The organism is Rathayibacter sp. AY1A7 (genome assembly GCF_002930845.1).
In the GTDB taxonomy this organism is placed as follows: domain Bacteria; phylum Actinomycetota; class Actinomycetes; order Actinomycetales; family Microbacteriaceae; genus Rathayibacter.
In genome coordinates, this window is record NZ_PSTL01000013.1 from 71,919 (window position 1) to 91,175 (window position 19,257).

Consider the following 19,257-nt stretch of genomic DNA (forward strand, 5'->3'; position numbering starts at 1 on the left):
GGGATGGGCCCCCGTCCGGGGGACGATGGTGGTGGATTCCCGGGGCCGCCGGAGGAGTCCGCGCGAGCAGGCTCCCCCGGCGACCCGGGTCGGATCCCCTACTTGACGACCGCTGCGGTGGCGGCGGAGGTGCGCGTCGCCGTCGTGTAGTCGGCCTTCTTGCCGGTGACGGTCACCGTGATCTTCTTCCCCACCGTGGCGCTGGTCGGCTTGTAGGTGGCGGAGGTCGCCCCGGAGATCGCGGTGCCGTTCGCCTTCCACTGGTAGGTGAGGGCCACCGGCGAGGGACCCCAGGTGCCCGGCTTGGCGGTCAGGGTGGAGCCGACCTTCGCGGTGCCGGTGATCGTCGGGGTCGCGGCGGAGAGGGTGCCCGCCACCACGGCGCTCGTCTTCGCGGAGGTCTTCGTCACGGCGGTGAATCCGGACTTCGACCCCGTGACCGTCACGGTGATCGTCTTCCCAAGAGTGGCGCCGGTCGGCGTGTACGTCGCGGACGTCGCCCCGCTCAGAGCGGTGCCGTTCGCCTTCCACTGGTAGGCGAGGGCGACGGGGGAGGGGCCCCAGGTGCCGGGCTTCGCGGTGAGGGTCGAGCCGACCTTCGCCGTGCCGCTGATGGTCGGCGTCGCAGCGGTGATCGCGCCGCCGGTCACGGCAGCGGTCCCGGAGGAGACGCGTGTCGTCGAGACGTAGCCCGACTTCGAGCCCGTGACGGCGACGGTGATCACCCTGCCCGCGTCGCCCGCGACCGGACGGTACGTGGTGCCGGTCGCCCCGCTGATCGCGGTGCCGTTCGCGCGCCACTGGTACGCGAGGGCCACGGGGGAGGGGCCCCAGGTGCCGGCGCTCGCCGTGAGCGTCGAGCCGACCGCGGCGGTGCCGGTGACGGTCGGGGTCGCGGCGGTGAGGGCGGTGCCGCCGATGCGCACGACCGTCGATGCCGCCCCGCTGTCGCCTCCGGCGTTGATCGCGCTGACGCTCATCGTGTAGGTGGCGCCCGCCGCCAGGTGCGTGAACGTGAAGGAGCGGGCGGTGGCGGCGACCGTCGTCGACCACGGACCGGCGCCCGCGTTGTCGACGCCGTTGCGCGAGACGCGGTAGCCGGTGATCGCCGGGTTGCCGGCCGACTCCGGAGGCGCCCAGGAGATCGTCGCGGATCGCACGCTGTCGTTCGTTGTCCCGGCGACGCGCGTGGGAACGGAGGGGGCGACGTAGGGGTCAGCGGTCTGGACGAAGGTCGTCGGGGAACTGGTGCCGAGCGCGTTGATGGCCTGGACGGTGAAGGTGTAGGACGTGTTGGGCCGGAGGTTCGTGAAGGTCTGCGAGCGGCGGTCGGCCGAGACGACGGTCGACCAGGGGCCGCTGCCGGCCGCGTCGGTGCCGTTGCGGCTGACTCTGTAGCCCGTGATGGGGCTGCCGCCGTCGTAGTACGTGGGATTCCAGGTGAGGGTGATGGAGGTGCCCGACGGGTAGGCGCGAAGCCCGCCCGGCGAATCCGGGGCCGACGGCTCGGCTCCGAACGAGGTGCAGGAGACAGGGGAGTCGGAATAGGAGCGGTATTCCGAATCGTAGGATCGCTCGTCCTGCGAAGACGCCCAGATGCAGAACTCGTACCTGTGGACAGGCAGGTAGGGGAAGTCGATGGACGCGTCCGAGACGGGGATGCTGCCGTCGAAGTAGCCGTGGTCGGACGGGTCGTCGGACGACGAGAGATCGTCGATCGTGTAGTGGTACTCGTCGAAGTTGCAGGCTTGGCCGTTCGCGGCCGGTCGCGCCCAGCGGGCGGATGCGAGATAGACGGACGGGTCCGCCGCGACGCTCACGTTGCCGGGTGCGGGAACGTTCCAGAAGTGGCGGAACGATGCCTCGATGGGCGCGCTCTGACTGGAAGATGCGGCGAGCGGTTCGCCGTCCGCGCCGCCCGTGAAGGGTGCACGGAAGTCGGACACGCTGGACACCTGGAAGTAGTAGTCGTCGTACGAACGGGGGAGATCGAGCGTCGCGTTCGTGGTCCGTCCCGTCTCGATGAGACTCAGCGAGTAAGTGCTGTAGTAGCCCTCGCCGTAGTAGTTCGTATCTCTGGCATACACGTGGATCCGATATCCGGCCGTCGCCGACGCGGACGGCGTCCAGGAAACGGTGACCGCATCGGTGCAGTCGTTGTCGGTCACGGTCACGTTCGTCGGCGCCGCCGGCGATCCCGCGGCCTGGGCCGGGGTCGCGACGAAGAGGGAGAGGAGCAGGGCGAGGAAAAGGGAGACGCTGAGGGTCTTCGTTCGCATGGAGGAGGGCATCCGGATTCGTCGGAGCGAGAAGGCCGACGACTGTCGGGCCGGAGGGATCGTCCCATGCCGCTTATCGCTGCACTAAGTCCCCCATTCAGGGCAGAATTCGGTGGATTCGACAGATGTCATCAACGCGATGACAAGCGAGGGATAAGGCTCTTCCTCCGAGAGGCGCCGCGTCATCCCTCCGGAAGCCGCCTCAAGGCGAGAGTCGCGGCGGCATAACAGCGCCCCGCGAGAGAGCCGCGGCGGTTTCCCGCGCCGCATCCACCGTTCACGCGCGTTCCGTGCGCCCCACGGCGAGAACCGCACGATCCTCGCGTGCAAGACTGGGCGCGAGCGTGCTCCATCCCGCTGCGTCATGCGCGGGGCACGGAGCCACTGGACCCGGTCCGCTCATCCGCATCCTTTCGCAGGAGGACTCGAATGACCGATACCGCCGTGCTCGCCGAGGCACCCGCCCGAACCCCCGTCGCGAAGACGATCCTGATGTGCCGTCCCGAGCACTTCACCGTCGTCTACCGCATCAATCCGTGGATGGACCCGCAGGTCCCCACCGACACCTCCCTCGCCGTCCGGCAGTGGCAGACCCTCTACGACACCTACGCCGACCTCGGCTTCACGATCGAGCTGATCGAGCCCGAGGCCGGACTGCCGGACATGGTCTACGCGGCCAACGGCGGGTTCGTGATCGACGGCATCGCCTACGGTGCCTCCTTCACCTACCCCGAGCGCCAGCCCGAGGGCCCGGCGTACATGGACTGGTTCCGCTCGGCCGGCTTCGACGTCCGCGTCCCCGAGGAGGTCAACGAGGGCGAGGGCGACTTCCTCCTCGTCGGCGAGCGGATCCTCGCCGGCACGGGCTTCCGCTCCGCCTCCGACTCGCACGCCGAGGTCGCCCGCGTCTTCGGCCGCGAGGTCGTCACGCTCGAGCTCGTGAACCCGTCGTTCTACCACCTCGACACAGCGATCGCCGTGCTCGACGACACGAACATCGCCTACCTTCCGAGCGCGTTCAGCGAGGAGGGCAACCGCACCCTCCGCGAGCTCTACCCCGACGCGATCCTCGTGTCGGAGGAGGACGCGTCCGTGCTCGGGCTGAACTCCTTCTCCGACGGCCTCAATGTCGTCATCGCGTCCCGTGCGACGGGCTTCGAGCGCCAGCTGCGCGAGCGCGGCTACAACCCGATCGGCGTCGACATGTCCGAGCTGCTGCTCGGCGGCGGCGGCGTGAAGTGCTGCACGCTCGAGCTGCGCCGCTGACCCACTCCCCGTGGTCGGCGACCAGCAGCGCCGACCCACCCTCCACTGTCCACGATCCGTCGCACTCGACGCCGAGTGCGACGACTCCTGGAGAGTCGATCGTCCCCTCAGGAGGAACGACATGAGCATCACCGACACCGACACCGCCCGCTCCGCCGCCCTCATCGCCGCGGAGGAGGAGCACGCCGCCCACAACTACCACCCGCTGCCCGTCGTCGCGGCCACCGGCGACGGCGCCTGGATCACCGACGTCGAGGGCGTCCGCTACCTCGACTGCCTCGCCGCCTACTCCGCTGTGAACTTCGGCCACTCGCACCCGGTGCTGCTGGAGGCGGCCCGCGAGCAGCTCGGCCGCGTCACCCTGACCAGCCGCGCGTTCCACAACGACCGCCTCGGCCCGTTCGTCACGGCGCTCGCCGCGCTCGCCGGCAAGGACATGGTCCTGCCGATGAACACGGGCGCGGAGGCGGTCGAGTCGGGCATCAAGGTCGCCCGCGCCTGGGGCTACCGGGTCAAGGGCGTCGCTCCGGGCCGGGCGAACATCGTCGTCGCGGCGGGCAACTTCCACGGCCGCACGACCACGATCATCTCGTTCAGCGACGACGCGGAGGCGCGCGACGGCTTCGCTCCGTTCACGCCCGGATTCCGCACGGTCCCGTTCGGCGACGCGGAAGCCCTCGAGGCCGCGATCGACGACGACACCGTGGCGGTGCTGATCGAGCCGATCCAGGGCGAGGCGGGCATCGTCGTGCCGCCGGCCGACTACCTCCCGGCCGTCCGCGAGATCACCGCGCGCCGCAACGTCCTCTTCATCGCCGACGAGATCCAGTCCGGCCTCGGCCGCACCGGCGCCACCTTCGCCTGCGACCTGGTCGGAGTCGTCCCCGACGTCTACCTGCTCGGCAAGGCGCTCGGCGGCGGCATCGTCCCCGTCTCGGCCGTGGTCGCGGACGCCGATGTGCTCGGCGTTCTGCAGCCGGGCCAGCACGGCTCCACCTTCGGCGGCAACCCGCTCGCCGCGGCCGTCGGCCTCGCGGTCGTCGAGATGCTCGCGACCGGCGAGTACCAGGCCCTCGCCCGCGAGCGCGGCGCCCAGCTGCACGCCCGCCTCGAGGCGCTGATCGGCCGCGGAGTGGTCGCCGTCCGCGGCGCCGGACTCTGGGCCGGCATCGACATCGACCCGGGGCTCGCCTCGGGCCGCGCCGTCTGCGAGGCCCTGATGGCCCGCGGAGTGCTGGCCAAGGACACCCACGGCTCGACGATCCGCCTGGCGCCGCCGCTCGTGGTCACCGCCGCCGAGATCGACTTCGCCGTCGACGAGCTGGAGGCCGTGCTCGAGTCGCTGCGCTGAGGCGCACCGTCCTCCCTCCGCGAGGTGCCGCTCCGGTCCGCGACACGCCGTGTCCGGCGTGCCCGAACGGCATCCCGCGGGAGGGGGAGGGACGTGTTGAGACGGGACGTCTCGATGGCGCGGCAGGCCGTCGCCGCTCTGCGATACTCGCGCGATGAGCACACCTCTCCCGCCGGAGAACACCCCGCACTCGTCGTCGGCGTCGTCGCGTTCCTCGTCGGCCTCGTGCCGGTCTTCGGAGCACTCGTCGGGATCGCCGCCGTCGTCCTGGGCATCCTCGCCCTCCGCCGCGGTCAGTCGAAGGCGATGTCGATCACCGGCGTCGTCCTCGGCGGTCTGGCCGTCCTCGCCTCGCTCCTGACGACGATCGGCTTCGGAGCCGCCGTGAACTCCGCCTCGAGCGACCGCCCGGCGGCCGTGATCGTCGAGTCGTCCGAGCCCACGACCGCTCCCGTCGTGCCGGCCACGGAGGAGGCGGAGGTCGTCGAGACGGCGGAGCCCGCACCCGTCGAGACGGCGGAGCCCGCACCCGTCGAGACGGTCGCCCCTGCCCCGGCGCCTGTCGAGACGGCGGCTGCTGCGCAGGTCTCGCCCGAGTTCGCCTCGGCACTCATCAAGGCGCAGAGCTACTCCGAGATGCTCCACATGAGCAAGGCGGGCCTGTACGGCCAGCTCACCTCCGAGTACGGGGAGCAGTTCTCGCCCGAGGCCGCGCAGTACGCGGTGGACACCGTCTCCGCCGACTGGAACGCCAACGCGCTGGCGAAGGCCAAGGACTACCAGGCCCAGATGGCGATGGCGCCGGAGGCCATCCGCGACCAGCTGACCAGCGAGTACGGGGAGCAGTTCACGAGCGACGAGGCCGACTACGCCATCGCGCACCTGAACGACTAGTCCCACTCGGACCGTCGCGGCACTGCGCGGCCACTGAGCAGGTCCTCCCGGAGCGCGCCGCCGTCCGTCGCCCACGACCCGGGCGACGGAGGGCGGCGGACCACCGGAGCCGGTTCAGGCCAGGACGGCGAGGGTGACGGGGAGCGCCTCGCTCCACCTGCCGGTCAGCCGCTCCTCGCCCTCGAGGAACGGCGGCGCGAGGACCCGCGCGAGGACGAGAGTCAGACCGTCGGCCGAGGTCGTGGTGGTCCGTGCGTCGCTGCGGACGAGCACCGTCGACGGCGGCCCGGACGCTCCGGCGCCTGATCCGCTGCCCTGCACCGTCGCGGTCGGCGGGCGGACGATGCGCTGCCCGTCCTCCTCGAAATGCTGCTCGACCTCCCGGGCGCCGGTGCGGATCGCCGTGGCGAAGGCGGCGATCGCGACGGGGTCGCCGGCACCGTCGTAGACCCAGCGACGACCGAGGACGGTGTGCTCGACGGTCGCGAGGAGATGCGCGTCACCGCCGGCGAGAGGCGAGCCGCGGTAGGTCAGCGGCACTTGGAGCGGCGGCTGCCCGGTCGACTGGACGATCAGCGTCTCCACTCCCACCTCGCCATCGGGGTCGTCGAACCGGTAGGCGCCGAGCAGCGTGAATCCGCCGCCCTCGCACCAGGGCTGCGTCGGCGCCCATGCCTCCACGATCTCGAGCTTCCCGGGGGTGATCGTCGCACGGTGCAGAAGGGCCATGCACCGAGAGTAGAGCCGGCCGATCCGTCCGGAGGAGTGCCCGTCAGCGAGCGGCGCCCGCCGTCGCCGACTCGGGCAGGCTGCTCATCGGGAGCGTGTACTCGCCCTTGAGTGCCGAGATCCAGACGGTGGTCGGGGCGACGGCGGCGAAGTTCGAGTTGAGCAGCGCCATCAGCGTGGTGTGCAGGGAGTGCGCGTCGATGGAGCCGGCGTCGTTCGCGATCGCGATCGCGCCCGTCGCGTCCGAGAGGACCTCGGCGCGGAGCCCGTGCGTCTCGGCCTCGGCGGCCGAGGCGAGGATGCAGTTGTTGGTCATGTAGCCGACGAGGGTGATCGTGTCGACGTCGTGCTCGCGGAGCCAGTCGAGCAGGTCGGTCCCCGCGAAGACCGTGCCGAACTGCTTCGTGACGTTCTTCCAGGAATCCGAGCGGCGCTTCTCGATCTCCGGGTGCAGCGCGAAGGACGGACCCGACGGGTCGAAGATCGGCGCTCCCTCGCCCGCGCTGTGCTGGACGACGGCGATCGGGAGGCCCGCGGCGGCGGCGGAGTCCAGAGCGGCGGCGATCCTCGGCAGCGACTGCGCGTGCGGCGGGTACTGGATCTCGAGCGGACCGCTGAAGTACTCCTGCTGCACGTCGACGAGGATCAGTGCGCGGCGCGGTGTGGTCATGAGGGGCTCCCATCGGTGGCGGACGTCCCCGATCCTCCCGCTCGGGGCTGGGAGCGGCGGTCAGCCACGCGGCCCGCGACCCGGTCGTGGGCGCAGGCCCACACCTCCTCGTGCTCGAGCGGAGTGAGGACGCCGGCGTCGAGCAGCAGGTCGGCCCGCCGCAGCGCGGCCGCGATCGCCGCCTGCTCGGCGACGGCGGGGGAGTCGACGTCCGCGATCACGAGCCGACGGGCGCAGGCCCGGCGGAGGCGGCGGGTCGAGCGGGCCGAGAGGAGCAGGAGCGACGCGGTCGGCAGGGCGAGCGCGGCCAGCAGGAGGAGCGGCAGCCGGTCGAGCGCGAGCGTCCCGACGGCGCCGGCGGCCGTCACGGCCACGACCAGCTGCGGACCGGCCGCGTGCAGGTGGAGGCGCCTCCGCTCCTCGACGGAGGTGCCGGGCGCGAAGACGACGAGCTCGCTCCGGACGACGCCGTACCGGCTCGCGCCGACGGTGTGGCGGCCCCAGCGGGGGCCGGCGTCGAAGAGGCGGAGGAGCAGGTGCACGAGCGCCATCGTCGCCCCGCGACGGCGGGTGGGAGGGGATCCTGACGGAACGCGGACGCGTACCGGGCCGATCCGCACGGTCCGCTCGCGCGACGCTCACGACCCCCTCACGACGCGGGATCGCGCGTCGACGTCCCTCCCCAGCCGATTACCCGTGAGGAAAGCGTGAGGATCCGCTCATTCCGGGCGGGCGCGCTCCTCACGGCGAGTAGAAACATCCAGTGACCTCTTCCGTCGTCCGTGGCGACCCCGACGCCCTCGAACCCTCCCCCCTCTCCTCCGCGCGCGCGGGCGGGGTGAAGGCGTGGCTCCTCGAGGGCCTCCGCGACGACTCCGGAGCGCACCCCGGCCCCCACGCGGCCACCGGCAGGACGCACTCGTGGTGGCGCGTCATGTGCCTCACCGGCGTCGACTACTTCTCGACCCTCGGCTACCAGCCGGCCATCGCGGCGCTCGCCGCGGGCCTCGTCTCTCCGCTCGCGACGATCGTCCTGGTGGTGCTGACCCTCCTCGGCGCGCTCCCCGTCTACCGCCGCGTGGCCCGCGAGAGCTTCCGCGGCGAGGGGTCGATCGCGATGCTCGAGCGCCTGCTGCCCTGGTGGGGCGGCAAGCTCTTCGTGCTCGTGCTGCTGGGGTTCGCGGCCACCGACTTCATGATCACGATCACCCTCTCGGCGGCCGACGCGACGGCGCACGCGGTCGAGAACCCGTTCGCCCCCGCCTGGTTCCACGGGGCGGAGGTGCCGCTCACGCTGGGGCTGATCGCCCTGCTGGGGATCGTGTTCCTGCGCGGGTTCCGCGAGGCCATCTCGATCGCGGTCGTGCTCGTGGCCGTGTTCCTCCTGCTCAACGCGATCGTGATCGCCGTGGCGATCGGGCACGTGGCCGAGAACCCCGTCGTCATCGGCGACTGGTGGTCGGCGCTCACGACCCAGCACGGGAATCCGCTGATCATGGTCGGCATCGCGCTCATCGTGTTCCCCAAGCTCGCGCTCGGGCTCTCCGGCTTCGAGACCGGGGTCGCGGTCATGCCGCAGATCCGCGGCGACGCGGGCGACACCGAGGACGCCCCCGTCGGCCGCATCCGCGGGGCGAAGCGGCTGCTCATCACCGCCGCCGTCACGATGTCGGCGTTCCTCATCACCTCGAGCTTCGTCACCACGCTGCTCATCCCGCAGGCGCAGTTCCAGCCGGGCGGCGAGGCCAACGGCCGCGCGCTGGCCTACCTCGCGCACGAGTACCTCGGCGAGGGCTTCGGCACGGTCTACGACGTCGCGACGATCTGCATCCTCTGGTTCGCGGGCGCCTCCGCGCTGGCCGGCCTGCTCAACATCGTCCCGCGCTACCTGCCCCGCTACGGCATGGCTCCGCAGTGGGCCGGCGCCGTCCGTCCGCTCGTGCTGGTCTTCACCGTCGTCGCCTTCGTCATCACGATCCTCTTCCGCGCCGACGTCGACGCGCAGGGCGGGGCCTACGCGACCGGCGTGCTGGTGCTGATCACCTCCGCGTCCGTCGCCGTGTTCCTCTCGGCGAAGCGCAGGAAGCAGCGCAAGCGCGCCGTGGGCTTCGCGGTCATCGCGCTGGTCTTCGTCTACACGACGGTCGTGAACGTGGTCGAGAGGCCCGACGGCGTGAGGATCGCGGCGGTCTTCATCGTCGGCATCCTCGCGGTCTCGCTCGTCTCGCGGGTGCACCGCTCGTTCCAGCTGCGCGCCACCTCCGTGGTGTTCGACGCCGCCGCGATCGACTTCCTCACCACGGACGCCGACGACTACGGCGTGATCCGCATCCTCGCGAACGAGCCCGACGACGGTTCCGAGGCGGAGTACCGGGACAAGCTGGCGGAGGAGCAGCGCGACAGCAACCTGCCGATGCGCGGCCCGGTGCTCTTCCTCGAGGTGCACACCACCGACTCCTCCGACTTCGAGGAGGACCTGGTCGTGCAGGGCCGCGTCTGCCACGGCTTCCGCGTGCTGACGGTGACCAGCGGCAACATCCCGAACACCATCGCCACGGTGCTGCTCGAGATCCGCGACTTCACCGGCGTGATCCCGGACGTCTACTTCGAGTGGACCGAGGGCGGCCCCATCTCGAACATGTTCCGCTTCCTCATCACCGGCACCGGCGAGGTCGCCCCCGTCACCCGCGAGGTCCTCCGCCGCGCGGAGTCCCGCCGCGACCGCCGGCCGGGCGTGCACGTGGGCTGACGCCTGCTGCGCGGCCGGGGCGTGGCGGCGCCGAGGTGCCGCTCCTGCTGCGGGATGCCGCCGAGACGCCGCTCCGTCATCGAGACACCGCTGCAGGAGCGGTGCGTCGGCGGAGGAGGCGGCGTCCCGGCGCGCGGCGGCCCCGTAGCGTGGGCGCGGGCACCCGTCGGGGCGCCGACACCGACGAACGGACGACGATGACCCTCGAGGACCAGCGCGCGCACATCCTGACCGGCGCCGTGTACGACGACATGACCCCCGAGCTGGTCGCCGCGCGCGAGCGGGCGGTCCTCGCCTCGAACGCGTACAACGCGAGCTTCGGGCGTCCCCCGGTCGAGCGGGAGGCTCTGCTCCGCGAGCTCGTCGCCTCGGTGGGCGCGGACGCGCACCTCGAGCCGACGTTCCGGTGCGAGTTCGGGTTCAACATCACGATCGGCGACCGCTTCTACGCGAACTTCGACTGCATCCTGCTCGACGGCGCCCCCATCACGATCGGCGACGACGTGCTGTTCGGCCCGCGCGTCTCGATCTACACGTCGAACCACGCCCTCGACCCGGCCGAGCGCGCCGCCGGCGCCTGCACCGCGAAGCCGGTCGTCGTCGGCGACGGCGTCTGGATCGGCGGCGGCGTCACGATCAACCAGGGCGTCACCATCGGCGACGGGGCCGTGATCGGCTCGGGCAGCGTCGTCACCCGCGACGTTCCTCCGCTCACCATCGCGGCCGGCGTCCCCGCCCGCGTCCTCCGCTCGATCACCCCCGACGACCGGACCGGCTACCGCCCGGCCCACTGACGGCGGCCCACGCCGGCCCCGAGACGCCGGCTCCGAGACGCCTCGGAACGGCTCCCGGCCTCGCGGCGATCCGCCCTCAGGACTTCACGGTCGACAGAGGCTCGGTGATGCTCTCGAGGCTGCGGCGCTCGGCGTCGACGCCGAAGATCAGGGCGATCACGCCGCCGAGGATCATCACGGCGGCGCCGACGAAGTAGCCGATCGTCAGCGGGCCGCGGTCGCTGCCGTCGCCGATCAGGGCGCCGTAGAGGGCGGGGGCGACCGCTCCGGCGATCTGGCCGAGGGTGAAGAAGTACGAGATCGCCTGGCTGCGCAGCTCGAGGGGGAAGATCTCGCTCACGGTGAGGTAGGCGCTCGAGGCTCCGGCGGAGGCGAAGAAGAACGACACGCACCAGAGGATCGTCTGCGTGGTCGCGGTCAGGACGTCCATGCTGAAGAGGACCGCCGAGACGGCCAGGACCGCTCCCGAGACGCCGTAGGTGAGGAAGATCATCTTCCGCCGGCCCCACACGTCGAACAGGTGGCCGAGCACCAGCGGCCCGACGAGGTTGCCGATCGCGAACGGGAAGAAGAAGTACGAGATCGCGCTCTGCTCGACTCCGTAGAAGTTCTCGAGCACCAGCGCGTAGGTGAAGAAGATCGCGTTGTAGAGGAACGACTGGGTGATCATCATCGTCGCGCCCACCAGCGTCCGCTTCGGGTACTGCCGCAGCAGCACCCGGGCGATGGTGCGGAAGGGGATGCTCTCCGTCGCCTTCACGGTGATCGCCTTCGCGTCGTCGACCGGCTCGAGCACGCCGCCCTCCGCCTCCACTCGGCGCTCGATCTCGTCGACGGTGCGCTCCGCCTCCTCCTCGCGGCCGTGCGTCATCAGCCAGCGGGGGCTCTCGGGGATGTGGCGGCGGAGGTAGATGATCGCCAGGCCGAGGATCGGGCCGAGGAAGAAGCCGAGGCGCCAGCCGACGTTCTCGGCGAAGAGCGCGTCGTTCAGGAAGAACAGGTTGGCCGCGGAGCCCAGAGCCGCGCCGCCCCAGTACGTGCCGTTGATCGCGATGTCGACGCGGCCGCGGTACTTGGAGGGGATGAGCTCGTCGATCGCGGAGTTGATCGCCGCGTACTCGCCGCCGATCCCCATGCCCGCGAAGAAGCGGAACACGGCGAGGAAGACGTAGTTCGGCGCGAGCCCCGCCAGGCCGCTGGCGACCAGGTAGATGACGAGCGTCAGGATGAACAGCTTGCGCCGCCCGAGCTTGTCGCTCAGCCGCCCGAAGATCAGGGCGCCCGCGATCTGGCCGCACAGGTAGATCGTGCCGAGCAGGCCGACCTCGAAGGCCGAGAGCCCGAACTCCTTCGCGAAGCCGGCGGAGGCGACGATCTGGATCTCGAGTCCGTCCAGCACCCACGAGAAGCCGAGGCCGACGACGATCGACCAGTGGAAGCGGGTCCAGGGGAGCCTGTCGATGCGGGCGGGCACGAGGCTCCGGACCGGGCCGCGCGGACTGGTGGATGTCGACATGGCGAGCGCCTTCCTGTCGCCCCGGCGTCGTTGCGGAGGAACGCTGTCCCGAGCGCGGCGAGACGACACTAGACCCGCCGGCGGCTCCATATCGCCGGGCTATTCACCCCTTGTCAGGGACCGCCGAGCGGGTGTATCCCGGGGATCGGTGCCCGCCGGAGGCGGAGCGCGGCGCGGAGCTCATCGGCCCGGATCCGGAGCGAGGCGCGGTGGACGCGAGCCCGGATCCGTCCCGCGAGGCCTGACACCGCCCGCCTCCTCGGCCTAGCGTGGAGGCATGATCGACGCGACGCCCGCGGGCACCCCCACCTACGTCCTCAGCGAGGGGCCCGTCTGGGATCCGGACACCGCCCGACTCACCTGGGTCGACATCGAGGCCGGCGCGGTCCTGTCCGCCCCCGTCACCGCGGAGGGGATCGGAGCGATCTCGCGCACCGACGTCGGCGAGCAGGTCGGCGCCGCGCTGCCCCTGGGCGACGGGCGGACGCTCGTCGCGCTGACCCGGCGGCTCGCGATCCTGGAGGTCGACGGCTCCCTCACGCGCGGCTCCGAGCTGCTGCCGGAGGGGCACCGCTTCAACGACGGCACGATCGACCCGCAGGGGCGCCTCCTGGTCGGCTCGCTGACCCTCGGCGAGTCGGCCGGCGACGACGTCCTGCTGCGCATCGAGCACGACGGATCCGTCACCGTGCTCGACGACGACCTGCGGCTCTCGAACGGACTCGGCTTCTCGCCGGACGGCTCTGTGCTGTACTCGGCCGACACCGAGTCGGGCGTGATCCACCGCCGCTCCTACGCGGACGCCGAGCACGGCCCGCGCGAGCCGTTCGTCGAGCTCGAGGAGGGCGTGTTCGCCGACGGACTGACCGTGGACGCCGACGGCCGCGTGTGGGTCGCGGTCTGGGGCGGGAGCGGCGTCCGGGTGTTCGAGGCCGACGGCAGCCCGGTCGAGGGCGAGGGCATCAGGATCGACGCCCCGCACTCCTCCAGCATCGCCTTCGCGGGCGAGGACCTGGACATCGCGGTCGTCACCTCCGCCTCGCGCGACCTCTCGGCGGACGAGCGGGCGCGTCATCCGCACGGCGGCGGACTGTGGATCGCGCAGCCCGGAGCCCGCGGCCGCGCCGCCACGCGCTGGGTGGAGGGCCCTCTGCCCTAGCCGCGGCCGGTCGCCCGTCAGGCGGCGGGCGCCGTCGGCGGGCTCGACTCCGACGCGGGCTGCGGCACGAGGGTCAGCCGCGAGATGCGGTAGCGGTCCGTCTCGGCCACGCGGAGCAGGTGGTCGCCGACGAGGACGGAGTCGCCCACCACGGCCACACGGCCGATCCGGTCGAGGACGAATCCGCCGACCGTCTCGTACGGGCCCTCGGGCAGCTCGATGCCCAGCTGCTCCGCCAGGTCCTCGAGGATCATCCCGCCGTCGACGTCGTGCAGCTGCTCGGCCGCCTTCGCGTCGACCGCCTGGCGGGCGCCGTCGTACTCGTCGTAGATCTCGCCGACGAGCTCCTCGAGCAGGTCCTCCAGCGTGATGATGCCGTCGGTTCCCCCGTACTCGTCGATGACGACGGCGATCTGGTGGCCGTCCTGGCGCATGGTGCGCAGGGCCGCGAGCACCTTCGTCGTGCCGGGGACCGCGAGGATCGGGCGGGTGATGTCTGCGACGCTGCTCGCGGTGCCGGCGCGGCCCGCCTCCGGGAACGCGGACATCAGGTCGCGCACGTGGACGAAGCCGAGCACGTCGTCGAAGTCGTCGCCGACCACCGGGTAGCGCGAGTGCGGCTGGTCGAGGACCGCCGCGTAGCCCTCGGCCACGCTGAGCGCGCCGCGGAGGAAGTCGACGTCCGGGCGCGGGCGCATCACCTCGGCGACGCGGCGGTCGTCCGCGCGGAAGATGTCGGTGAGCAGCCGGCGGCTGTCCTCGTGGATCTCGGTGTTGCTGGAGATCATGTCGCGCACCTCGTCGGCCGAGACGCTCTCGCCCTTCTCGCGCGGGTCGGCGCCGAGGAGGCGGACGACGGCGTCGGTCGAGACGGACAGCAGCCAGATCACGGGGCGCATCAGGCGCGCGAGGGCGTTGAGCGGGGGCGCGAGGGCCTTGGTGAACGCGACGGACTTCTGCATCGCCAGGCGCTTGGGGACCAGCTCGCCCAGCACCAGGGAGAGGTACGCGATGACGAGGGTCATCAGGATCAGGGCGACGGTCGAGGCGGCGGAGGCCGAGAGGCCGAGCGACTGCAGCGGCGGCACGAGGTCGGGCGCGATGGTCGAGGCGCCGTACGCCGAGGAGAAGAAGCCGGCGAGCGTGACGCCGATCTGGACCGCGGAGAGGAACGTGTTGGGGTTGCGGACGAGCTCGGCGATGCGCCGGCCGCGCTCGCTTCCGGCCTCGATCGCGCGGACCTGGCTCTCGCGGAGGCTGACGATGGCCATCTCGGTGCCCGCGAAGACGCCTCCGAGGAGGACGAACAGCACGACGAGGCCGATGTTGAGGAGGGTGTCGAGATCCACGCCGACCAGAGTAGGGATGCCGGCCGTGAGAACGCCTCGTGGACTCTCAGGGAGCGGGTCGGGCGGAACGACGCCCCCGCCCGCCCGCTCAGGACGCGTCGGCCGGGCGCACGCCGATCGTGAGGATGAGGTTCGCGTAGATGCGGCGGTCGCCCGAGGCGATGGTGAGCGCGACGTCGGGGGTGCGCGCCTCGGCGTAGAAGGCGTGCCGCTCGAGCGAGGTGAAGGGGACGCCGTCGAGGGACCGGCGGAAGGAGTCCTGCGCGGGGACGTCGATGCCGGGCGCGGGGGTCATGACCGTCGCCTCCTCGACGACGATCGCCGAGAGCAGGGCGTCGAGGATCTCGTCGACGGTCAGCCTGTCGGGCCGGAGGTTCAGGTGCACCAGGGCGGAGTTCGGTCCGAGCGTGGTGCCGACGGGGTAGTTGCCGTCGGCGATGAGGACGCGGGAGCCGTGGCCGGCGCGGGCGAGCGCGTGCAGGATCTCGGGGTGGAGGAGGGTCGTGGTCAGCAAGAGGAGCTCCTAGAGGTCGTGGAGGTGGGCGACGGACGAGCCGGCGAGCAGGCGGCCGGGGAGCCTCCGCTCCTGGGGACCGGGCTGCTCCGCCCCGGAGTCGAGGCGGAGGCGGACGAGGGCGGCGGCCTCGGCGGCGATCGCCGCCGTCGGCTGAGCGATCGTGGTCAGGTGCGGGCGGACCACGCGGGCCAGCTCGACGTTGTCGAAGCCGACGACGGAGAGGTCCGTCGGCACGCGCAGTCCGGAGTCGCCGAGGGCGATCAGGGCGCCGACCGTCAGCTCGCGGTTGCTTGCGAACAGGGCGGTCGGCCGGGGGCTCAGAGCGAGGACCCGCTCGACGGCGGCGACCCCGCTCTCGACCGTCAGCGGGCCGCGCACCACGGCGTCGGCGGCGGGGTGGACGCCGCGCTCGGCCAGGGCGGCGAGGAAGCCGGCCGTCCGCTCCCGGGTGGAGGACACTCCGTCCTCCCCGCCGAGCACCGCGATCGAGCGGTGACCGTGGTCGAGGAGGTGGCGGGCGGCGGAGGCGCCGGCGCCCGCGTTGTCGAGCGCGACGCGATCGGTGACCAGTGCGTCGTCGATCCAGTCGACGGCCACCACGGGGGTGCCCTGCTCGGAGGCGCGGCGCAGCGCGTCGACGTCGCCCGCGGACGGCACCGCCACGATCCCGTCGACCATCTTCTCGAGCAGCAGGTCGACCGCGGCTCCCGGCTCGGGGCGGCTCACGCCGACCAGCACGCCGATGCCCTCCTCGCGCAGGGCCCGCTCGAGGCCCGCGATGATCGAGAGGTGGAACTCGTTGTCGAGGGCGGGCAGCAGCACCCCGACCGTGCGGGAGCGCCGCGAGCGCAGGCCTCGAGCGAAGCCGTTGACCCGGAAGCCGACCTCGGCGGCCGCCGCCTCGATCGCCGCCCGGTTCTCGGGGCGCACGGGGAGCCTGTTGTAGTGCTTCGAGATGGTCGAGAGCGAGAGGCCGGTCAGCCGCTGCAGGTCCTTGTAGGTGGCCACGTCACAGGGTGGCGCGGGGCGAGCCGTAGCCGCTCCAGCCCGGGATCGTGCCGTCGGCGTCCCACAGGTCGAGCCAGCCGGAGCTGCCGGGCCAGAGGAAGACCTGGCCCTTGATCAGCCGGTTGTTGCGCTCGGCGCCGCGCAGCGCCTCCTGCTCCTCGGCCGTGAGCACCAGGGAGGCGGCGGCCAGGTTCGCCTCGATCTGCTCCGGCTTCACCGCGAACGGGATCGGGATCTGGCCGCGGTTCACCGCCCAGGCGAGGCACACGACGGCCGGATGCACGCCCCGCTCCTCGGCGATCGCCCGCACCGCGGGGTGCTCGATGTCGACGATGTCGCCCTCCACCCGATCGCGCTTCGGCCGCGACGGCGAGCCCAGCGGCGAGTAGCCGATCGGCTGGATGCGGTGGTCGAGGCAGAAGCGGAACAGCTCCGGCTGCTGGAAGCAGGGGTGCAGCTCCATCTCGTTCAGCTGCGGAGCGACGCGGACGTCGGCGAGGATCCGCTCGAGCTTGGGGATCGTGACGTTGGAGGTGCCGAGGTGCCGGACGAGGCCCCGGTCGACCATGCTCTCGAGCGCGCGCCAGGTCTCGAGGAACGCCTCGTGGACGTAGGGGCGGGCGTGCGGATCGCGCGCGTCGGTCTCGGCGTGCGGCGGGTGGTGGTTCGGGAAGGGCCAGTGCACGAAGACGGCGTCGAGCACGTCGAGGCCGAGGTCGGCGAGCGAGCGCTCGACGGAGGCGACGGCCGCCGCGGGCTCGTGCGCGTCGTTCCAGATCTTCGACATGACGAAGAGCTCGTCGCGGTCGACTCCGGAGTCGGCGATCGCCCGGCCGACGCGCGGCTCGTTGCCGTAGACGGTGGCGCAGTCGAGGAGGCGGAAACCGGCGCGGAGGGAGTGCTCGACCGCGAGGCCGACGGTCTCGGCGTCGTAGCGGTCGGAGCCGAACGTCCCGGCGCCGATCGCGGGGATGCGGCTGCCGCTCGCGAGGACGCGGTGGCTCGGCGGAGTGGGGGCCATGCGGATACTCCTGGTGCGGCGGCGGGGGCGAAACGTTGCGCTTCACGGTAGGTGGGGGAGGGTAGCGGCGTCAACGATGCGGTGGATCGATGTGCGTAACGTTTCGTGCGGTGGGTGCTTTCATCCTCCGTTCCTGCCCCGCCCCCCTCGAGAGTCCAGTAGTTGTCGCACTCGTGCGCGACTGCGACGACTCCTGGACTGTCGAGAAGAGCCCCGCCCCTCCGCTCAGACCAGCCGGCGCGACTCCTCCGTGACCACGCGGAACCAGCGCGCGCCGTAGCCGTCGAGGGGCACCGACACGGCGCCGTCCTCGCCGAGCGGGAGCGACTCGCCGCCGAGGGAGTCGACCAGCCGCGCCCCGGCGGGGGTGTCGGGGAGCGTCAGGTGCGCCGTGCGCGGGTTCGACGCCAGGTTGTGCACCGCGACGGTCGTGCCGGTCGACGCGGACATCCGGTGCGCGAGCACGCTCGGCTCGTCGCAGGGGAGGTGCGTGTACTCGCCCCAGCCGATCTCCGGCGACCGCCGGTACAGCCAGGCGAGGCCCTTCACGTGGGACAGGAGGGAGTCCGGATCCTGGAGCTGCGCGGCCGCGTTCACGTGCTCGGGTCCGAAGCCGCCGCCGGGAGGGGCGGCGATCAGGTCGGAGGCGTCGGCGCGCGAGAAACCGCCGTTGGCGGCGCTGCTCCACTGCATCGGGGTCCGCACGGCGCTCCGGCCCGGGATGTCGGCGTTCTCGCCCATCCCGATCTCCTCGCCGTAGTAGAGCACCGGGGTCCCGGGCAGCGAGAACACCAGGCTGTGGACCAGGCGGACGCGGCGCGGGTCGCCGTCGACCATCGGCGGGAGGCGGCGGACGATGCCGCGCCCGTGGATCCGCTGCGACTGCTCCGGAGCGAACGCCGCGAAGACCTCGTCGCGCTCGTCGTCGCTCAGCTGGTCGAGGGTGAGCTCGTCGTGGTTGCGCGCGAAGTTCGCCCACTGGCTGCCGACGGAGATCTCGGGGCGGCTCGCGAGCGCCTCGACGAGCGGCGCCGCCTCCTCCCGGGCCAGCGCGAGGTAGAGGCGCTGGTTGCCGATGAAGTCGAACTGCATCGACAGCTCGTCCGCGTCCTCGCCGCCGAAGAAGCCGAGCTGCTCCTCGCGGGTCACGTTGACCTCGCCCAGCAGCATCGCCTCGCCGGAGCGCCGCGAGACGAAGCGGCGAAGCAGGCGCAGCCACTCGTGCTCGTCGCGTTCGCCGGGCTCGATCAGGTAGGGCACCGCGTCGACCCGGAAGCCGTCGACGCCCAGCTGCAGCCAGAACCCGATGAGCTTCGCGATCTCGTCGCGCACGGCCGGGTTCTCGGTGTTGAGGTCGGGCTGGTGCCGGTAGAAGTGGTGCAGGTAGTACTGGCCCGCCTCCTCGTCGCGGAACCAGACGCCGTCCTCCGCGTCCGGGAACACGTTCGCGGGCTGATCGGCGGGCGGCTCGTCGCGCCAGACGTAGTAGTCGCGGTACGGGCTGTCGGGGGAGGAGCGGGCGGCCTGGAACCAGGGGTGCTGGTCCGAGGTGTGGTTGACGACGAGGTCGACGATCACGCGCATCCCGCGGTCGTGGGCGGTCCGGATCACCTCGACGACGTCGCCGTGATGCCCGAAGCGCTCGTCCACTCCGTAGAAGTCGCTGATGTCGTAGCCGTTGTCGCGGCCGGGGGACCGGTAGAACGGCGCGAGCCAGAGGCAGCTGACGCCGAGCTCGGCCAGGTAGTCGATCCGGTGGACGAGGCCCTCGAGGTCGCCGACGCCGTCGTCGTCCCAGTCCATGAACGTCTTCACGTCGAGGTTGTAGAAGACGGCGGTGCGCCACCACAGGTCGCTCGTGTCGGTGACCCTCATGCGCGGGGCTCCGGGCGGGAGGAGGCGGAGGGTGCGGGGGTGAGTGGCGCACCGCCGACTTCTACAACCTCGACGTGAAG

The 19,257-nt window shown here is 71.9% G+C and carries 16 protein-coding genes; 6 read left to right on the forward strand and 10 right to left on the reverse strand.

All coding sequences use genetic code 11. The features are described from left to right. Positions 1-98: 98 nt before the first annotated feature. Positions 99-2,279 (reverse strand): fibronectin type III domain-containing protein, encoded by a 2,181-nt coding sequence (locus C5B95_RS11420; protein ID WP_181068060.1) that lies wholly within the window; start codon positions 2,277-2,279, stop codon positions 99-101. Positions 2,280-2,708: 429 nt separating this feature from the next. Between C5B95_RS11420 and ddaH the strand changes: the two genes are divergently transcribed. The 3 genes from ddaH to C5B95_RS11435 all read left to right on the forward strand — a co-directional run bounded on the left by ddaH (position 2,709) and on the right by C5B95_RS11435 (position 5,790). Then, positions 2,709-3,545, forward strand: a complete 837-nt coding sequence (gene ddaH / locus C5B95_RS11425) for a dimethylargininase (RefSeq protein WP_104233858.1) — start codon at positions 2,709-2,711, stop codon at positions 3,543-3,545. 121 nt (positions 3,546-3,666) lie between these two features. Beyond that, positions 3,667-4,896 carry an ornithine--oxo-acid transaminase gene (gene rocD, locus C5B95_RS11430; RefSeq protein ID WP_181067838.1) on the forward strand — a complete coding sequence of 410 codons (1,230 nt, stop codon included), beginning with the start codon at positions 3,667-3,669 and terminating at the stop codon, positions 4,894-4,896. Between the two features lie 93 nt (positions 4,897-4,989). Next, positions 4,990-5,790 (forward strand): Ltp family lipoprotein, encoded by an 801-nt coding sequence (locus C5B95_RS11435; RefSeq protein ID WP_258059964.1) that lies wholly within the window; start codon positions 4,990-4,992, stop codon positions 5,788-5,790. A 114-nt stretch (positions 5,791-5,904) separates the two neighbouring features. Here C5B95_RS11435 and C5B95_RS11440 read toward each other — a convergent pair whose 3' ends face one another. From C5B95_RS11440 to C5B95_RS11450, 3 genes are read right to left on the reverse strand one after another with little or no spacing between them, the layout of a single operon-like run. Continuing rightward, positions 5,905-6,519: a hypothetical protein gene (locus C5B95_RS11440; protein ID WP_104248269.1), complete on the reverse strand. Its 615-nt coding sequence runs from the start codon at positions 6,517-6,519 to the stop codon at positions 5,905-5,907. 43 nt (positions 6,520-6,562) lie between these two features. Further along, a complete protein-coding gene (locus C5B95_RS11445) occupies positions 6,563-7,189 on the reverse strand; it encodes an isochorismatase family protein (protein WP_104233860.1) in 627 nt (208 codons plus the stop codon). After that, positions 7,186-7,740 carry a DUF6611 family protein gene (locus C5B95_RS11450; protein ID WP_104349209.1) on the reverse strand — a complete coding sequence of 185 codons (555 nt, stop codon included), beginning with the start codon at positions 7,738-7,740 and terminating at the stop codon, positions 7,186-7,188. The genes C5B95_RS11445 and C5B95_RS11450 overlap by 4 nt, the downstream gene beginning before the upstream one ends. A 212-nt stretch (positions 7,741-7,952) precedes the next feature. On the opposite strand from C5B95_RS11450, the gene C5B95_RS11455 reads away from it, so the two are divergent. Then, positions 7,953-9,938: an amino acid permease gene (locus C5B95_RS11455; RefSeq protein WP_374954257.1), complete on the forward strand. Its 1,986-nt coding sequence runs from the start codon at positions 7,953-7,955 to the stop codon at positions 9,936-9,938. A gap of 197 nt (positions 9,939-10,135) precedes the next feature. Beyond that, on the forward strand, positions 10,136-10,732 hold the full coding sequence (locus C5B95_RS11460) for a sugar O-acetyltransferase (RefSeq protein WP_104248278.1): 597 nt from the start codon (positions 10,136-10,138) through the stop codon (positions 10,730-10,732). Between the two features lie 76 nt (positions 10,733-10,808). Here the strand turns inward: C5B95_RS11460 and C5B95_RS11465 are convergent, their stop codons facing one another. Then, entirely contained in the window at positions 10,809-12,248 is a 1,440-nt protein-coding gene (locus tag C5B95_RS11465) for an MFS transporter (RefSeq protein WP_104225083.1), read from the reverse strand. 277 nt (positions 12,249-12,525) lie between these two features. Here C5B95_RS11465 and C5B95_RS11470 point away from each other — a divergent pair, with 277 nt between their 5' ends. Further along, positions 12,526-13,407 (forward strand): SMP-30/gluconolactonase/LRE family protein, encoded by an 882-nt coding sequence (locus tag C5B95_RS11470; RefSeq protein ID WP_104349210.1) that lies wholly within the window; start codon positions 12,526-12,528, stop codon positions 13,405-13,407. 17 nt (positions 13,408-13,424) lie between these two features. On the opposite strand, the gene C5B95_RS11475 is transcribed toward C5B95_RS11470, so the two are convergent. The 5 genes from C5B95_RS11475 to C5B95_RS11495 form a co-directional block, all read right to left on the reverse strand. Further along, entirely contained in the window at positions 13,425-14,756 is a 1,332-nt protein-coding gene (locus C5B95_RS11475) for a hemolysin family protein (RefSeq protein ID WP_104349211.1), read from the reverse strand. Between the two features lie 88 nt (positions 14,757-14,844). Next, a complete protein-coding gene (locus tag C5B95_RS11480) occupies positions 14,845-15,270 on the reverse strand; it encodes an RbsD/FucU family protein (protein ID WP_104349212.1) in 426 nt (141 codons plus the stop codon). Positions 15,271-15,279: 9 nt separating this feature from the next. Beyond that, entirely contained in the window at positions 15,280-16,281 is a 1,002-nt protein-coding gene (locus C5B95_RS11485; RefSeq protein WP_104349213.1) for a LacI family DNA-binding transcriptional regulator, read from the reverse strand. A 1-nt stretch (position 16,282) separates the two neighbouring features. Further along, on the reverse strand, positions 16,283-17,302 hold the full coding sequence (locus C5B95_RS11490) for an aldo/keto reductase (RefSeq protein ID WP_104349214.1): 1,020 nt from the start codon (positions 17,300-17,302) through the stop codon (positions 16,283-16,285). Between the two features lie 225 nt (positions 17,303-17,527). Further along, positions 17,528-19,177: an alpha-amylase family protein gene (locus tag C5B95_RS11495; protein ID WP_104349215.1), complete on the reverse strand. Its 1,650-nt coding sequence runs from the start codon at positions 19,175-19,177 to the stop codon at positions 17,528-17,530. Positions 19,178-19,257: the final 80 nt, after the last annotated feature.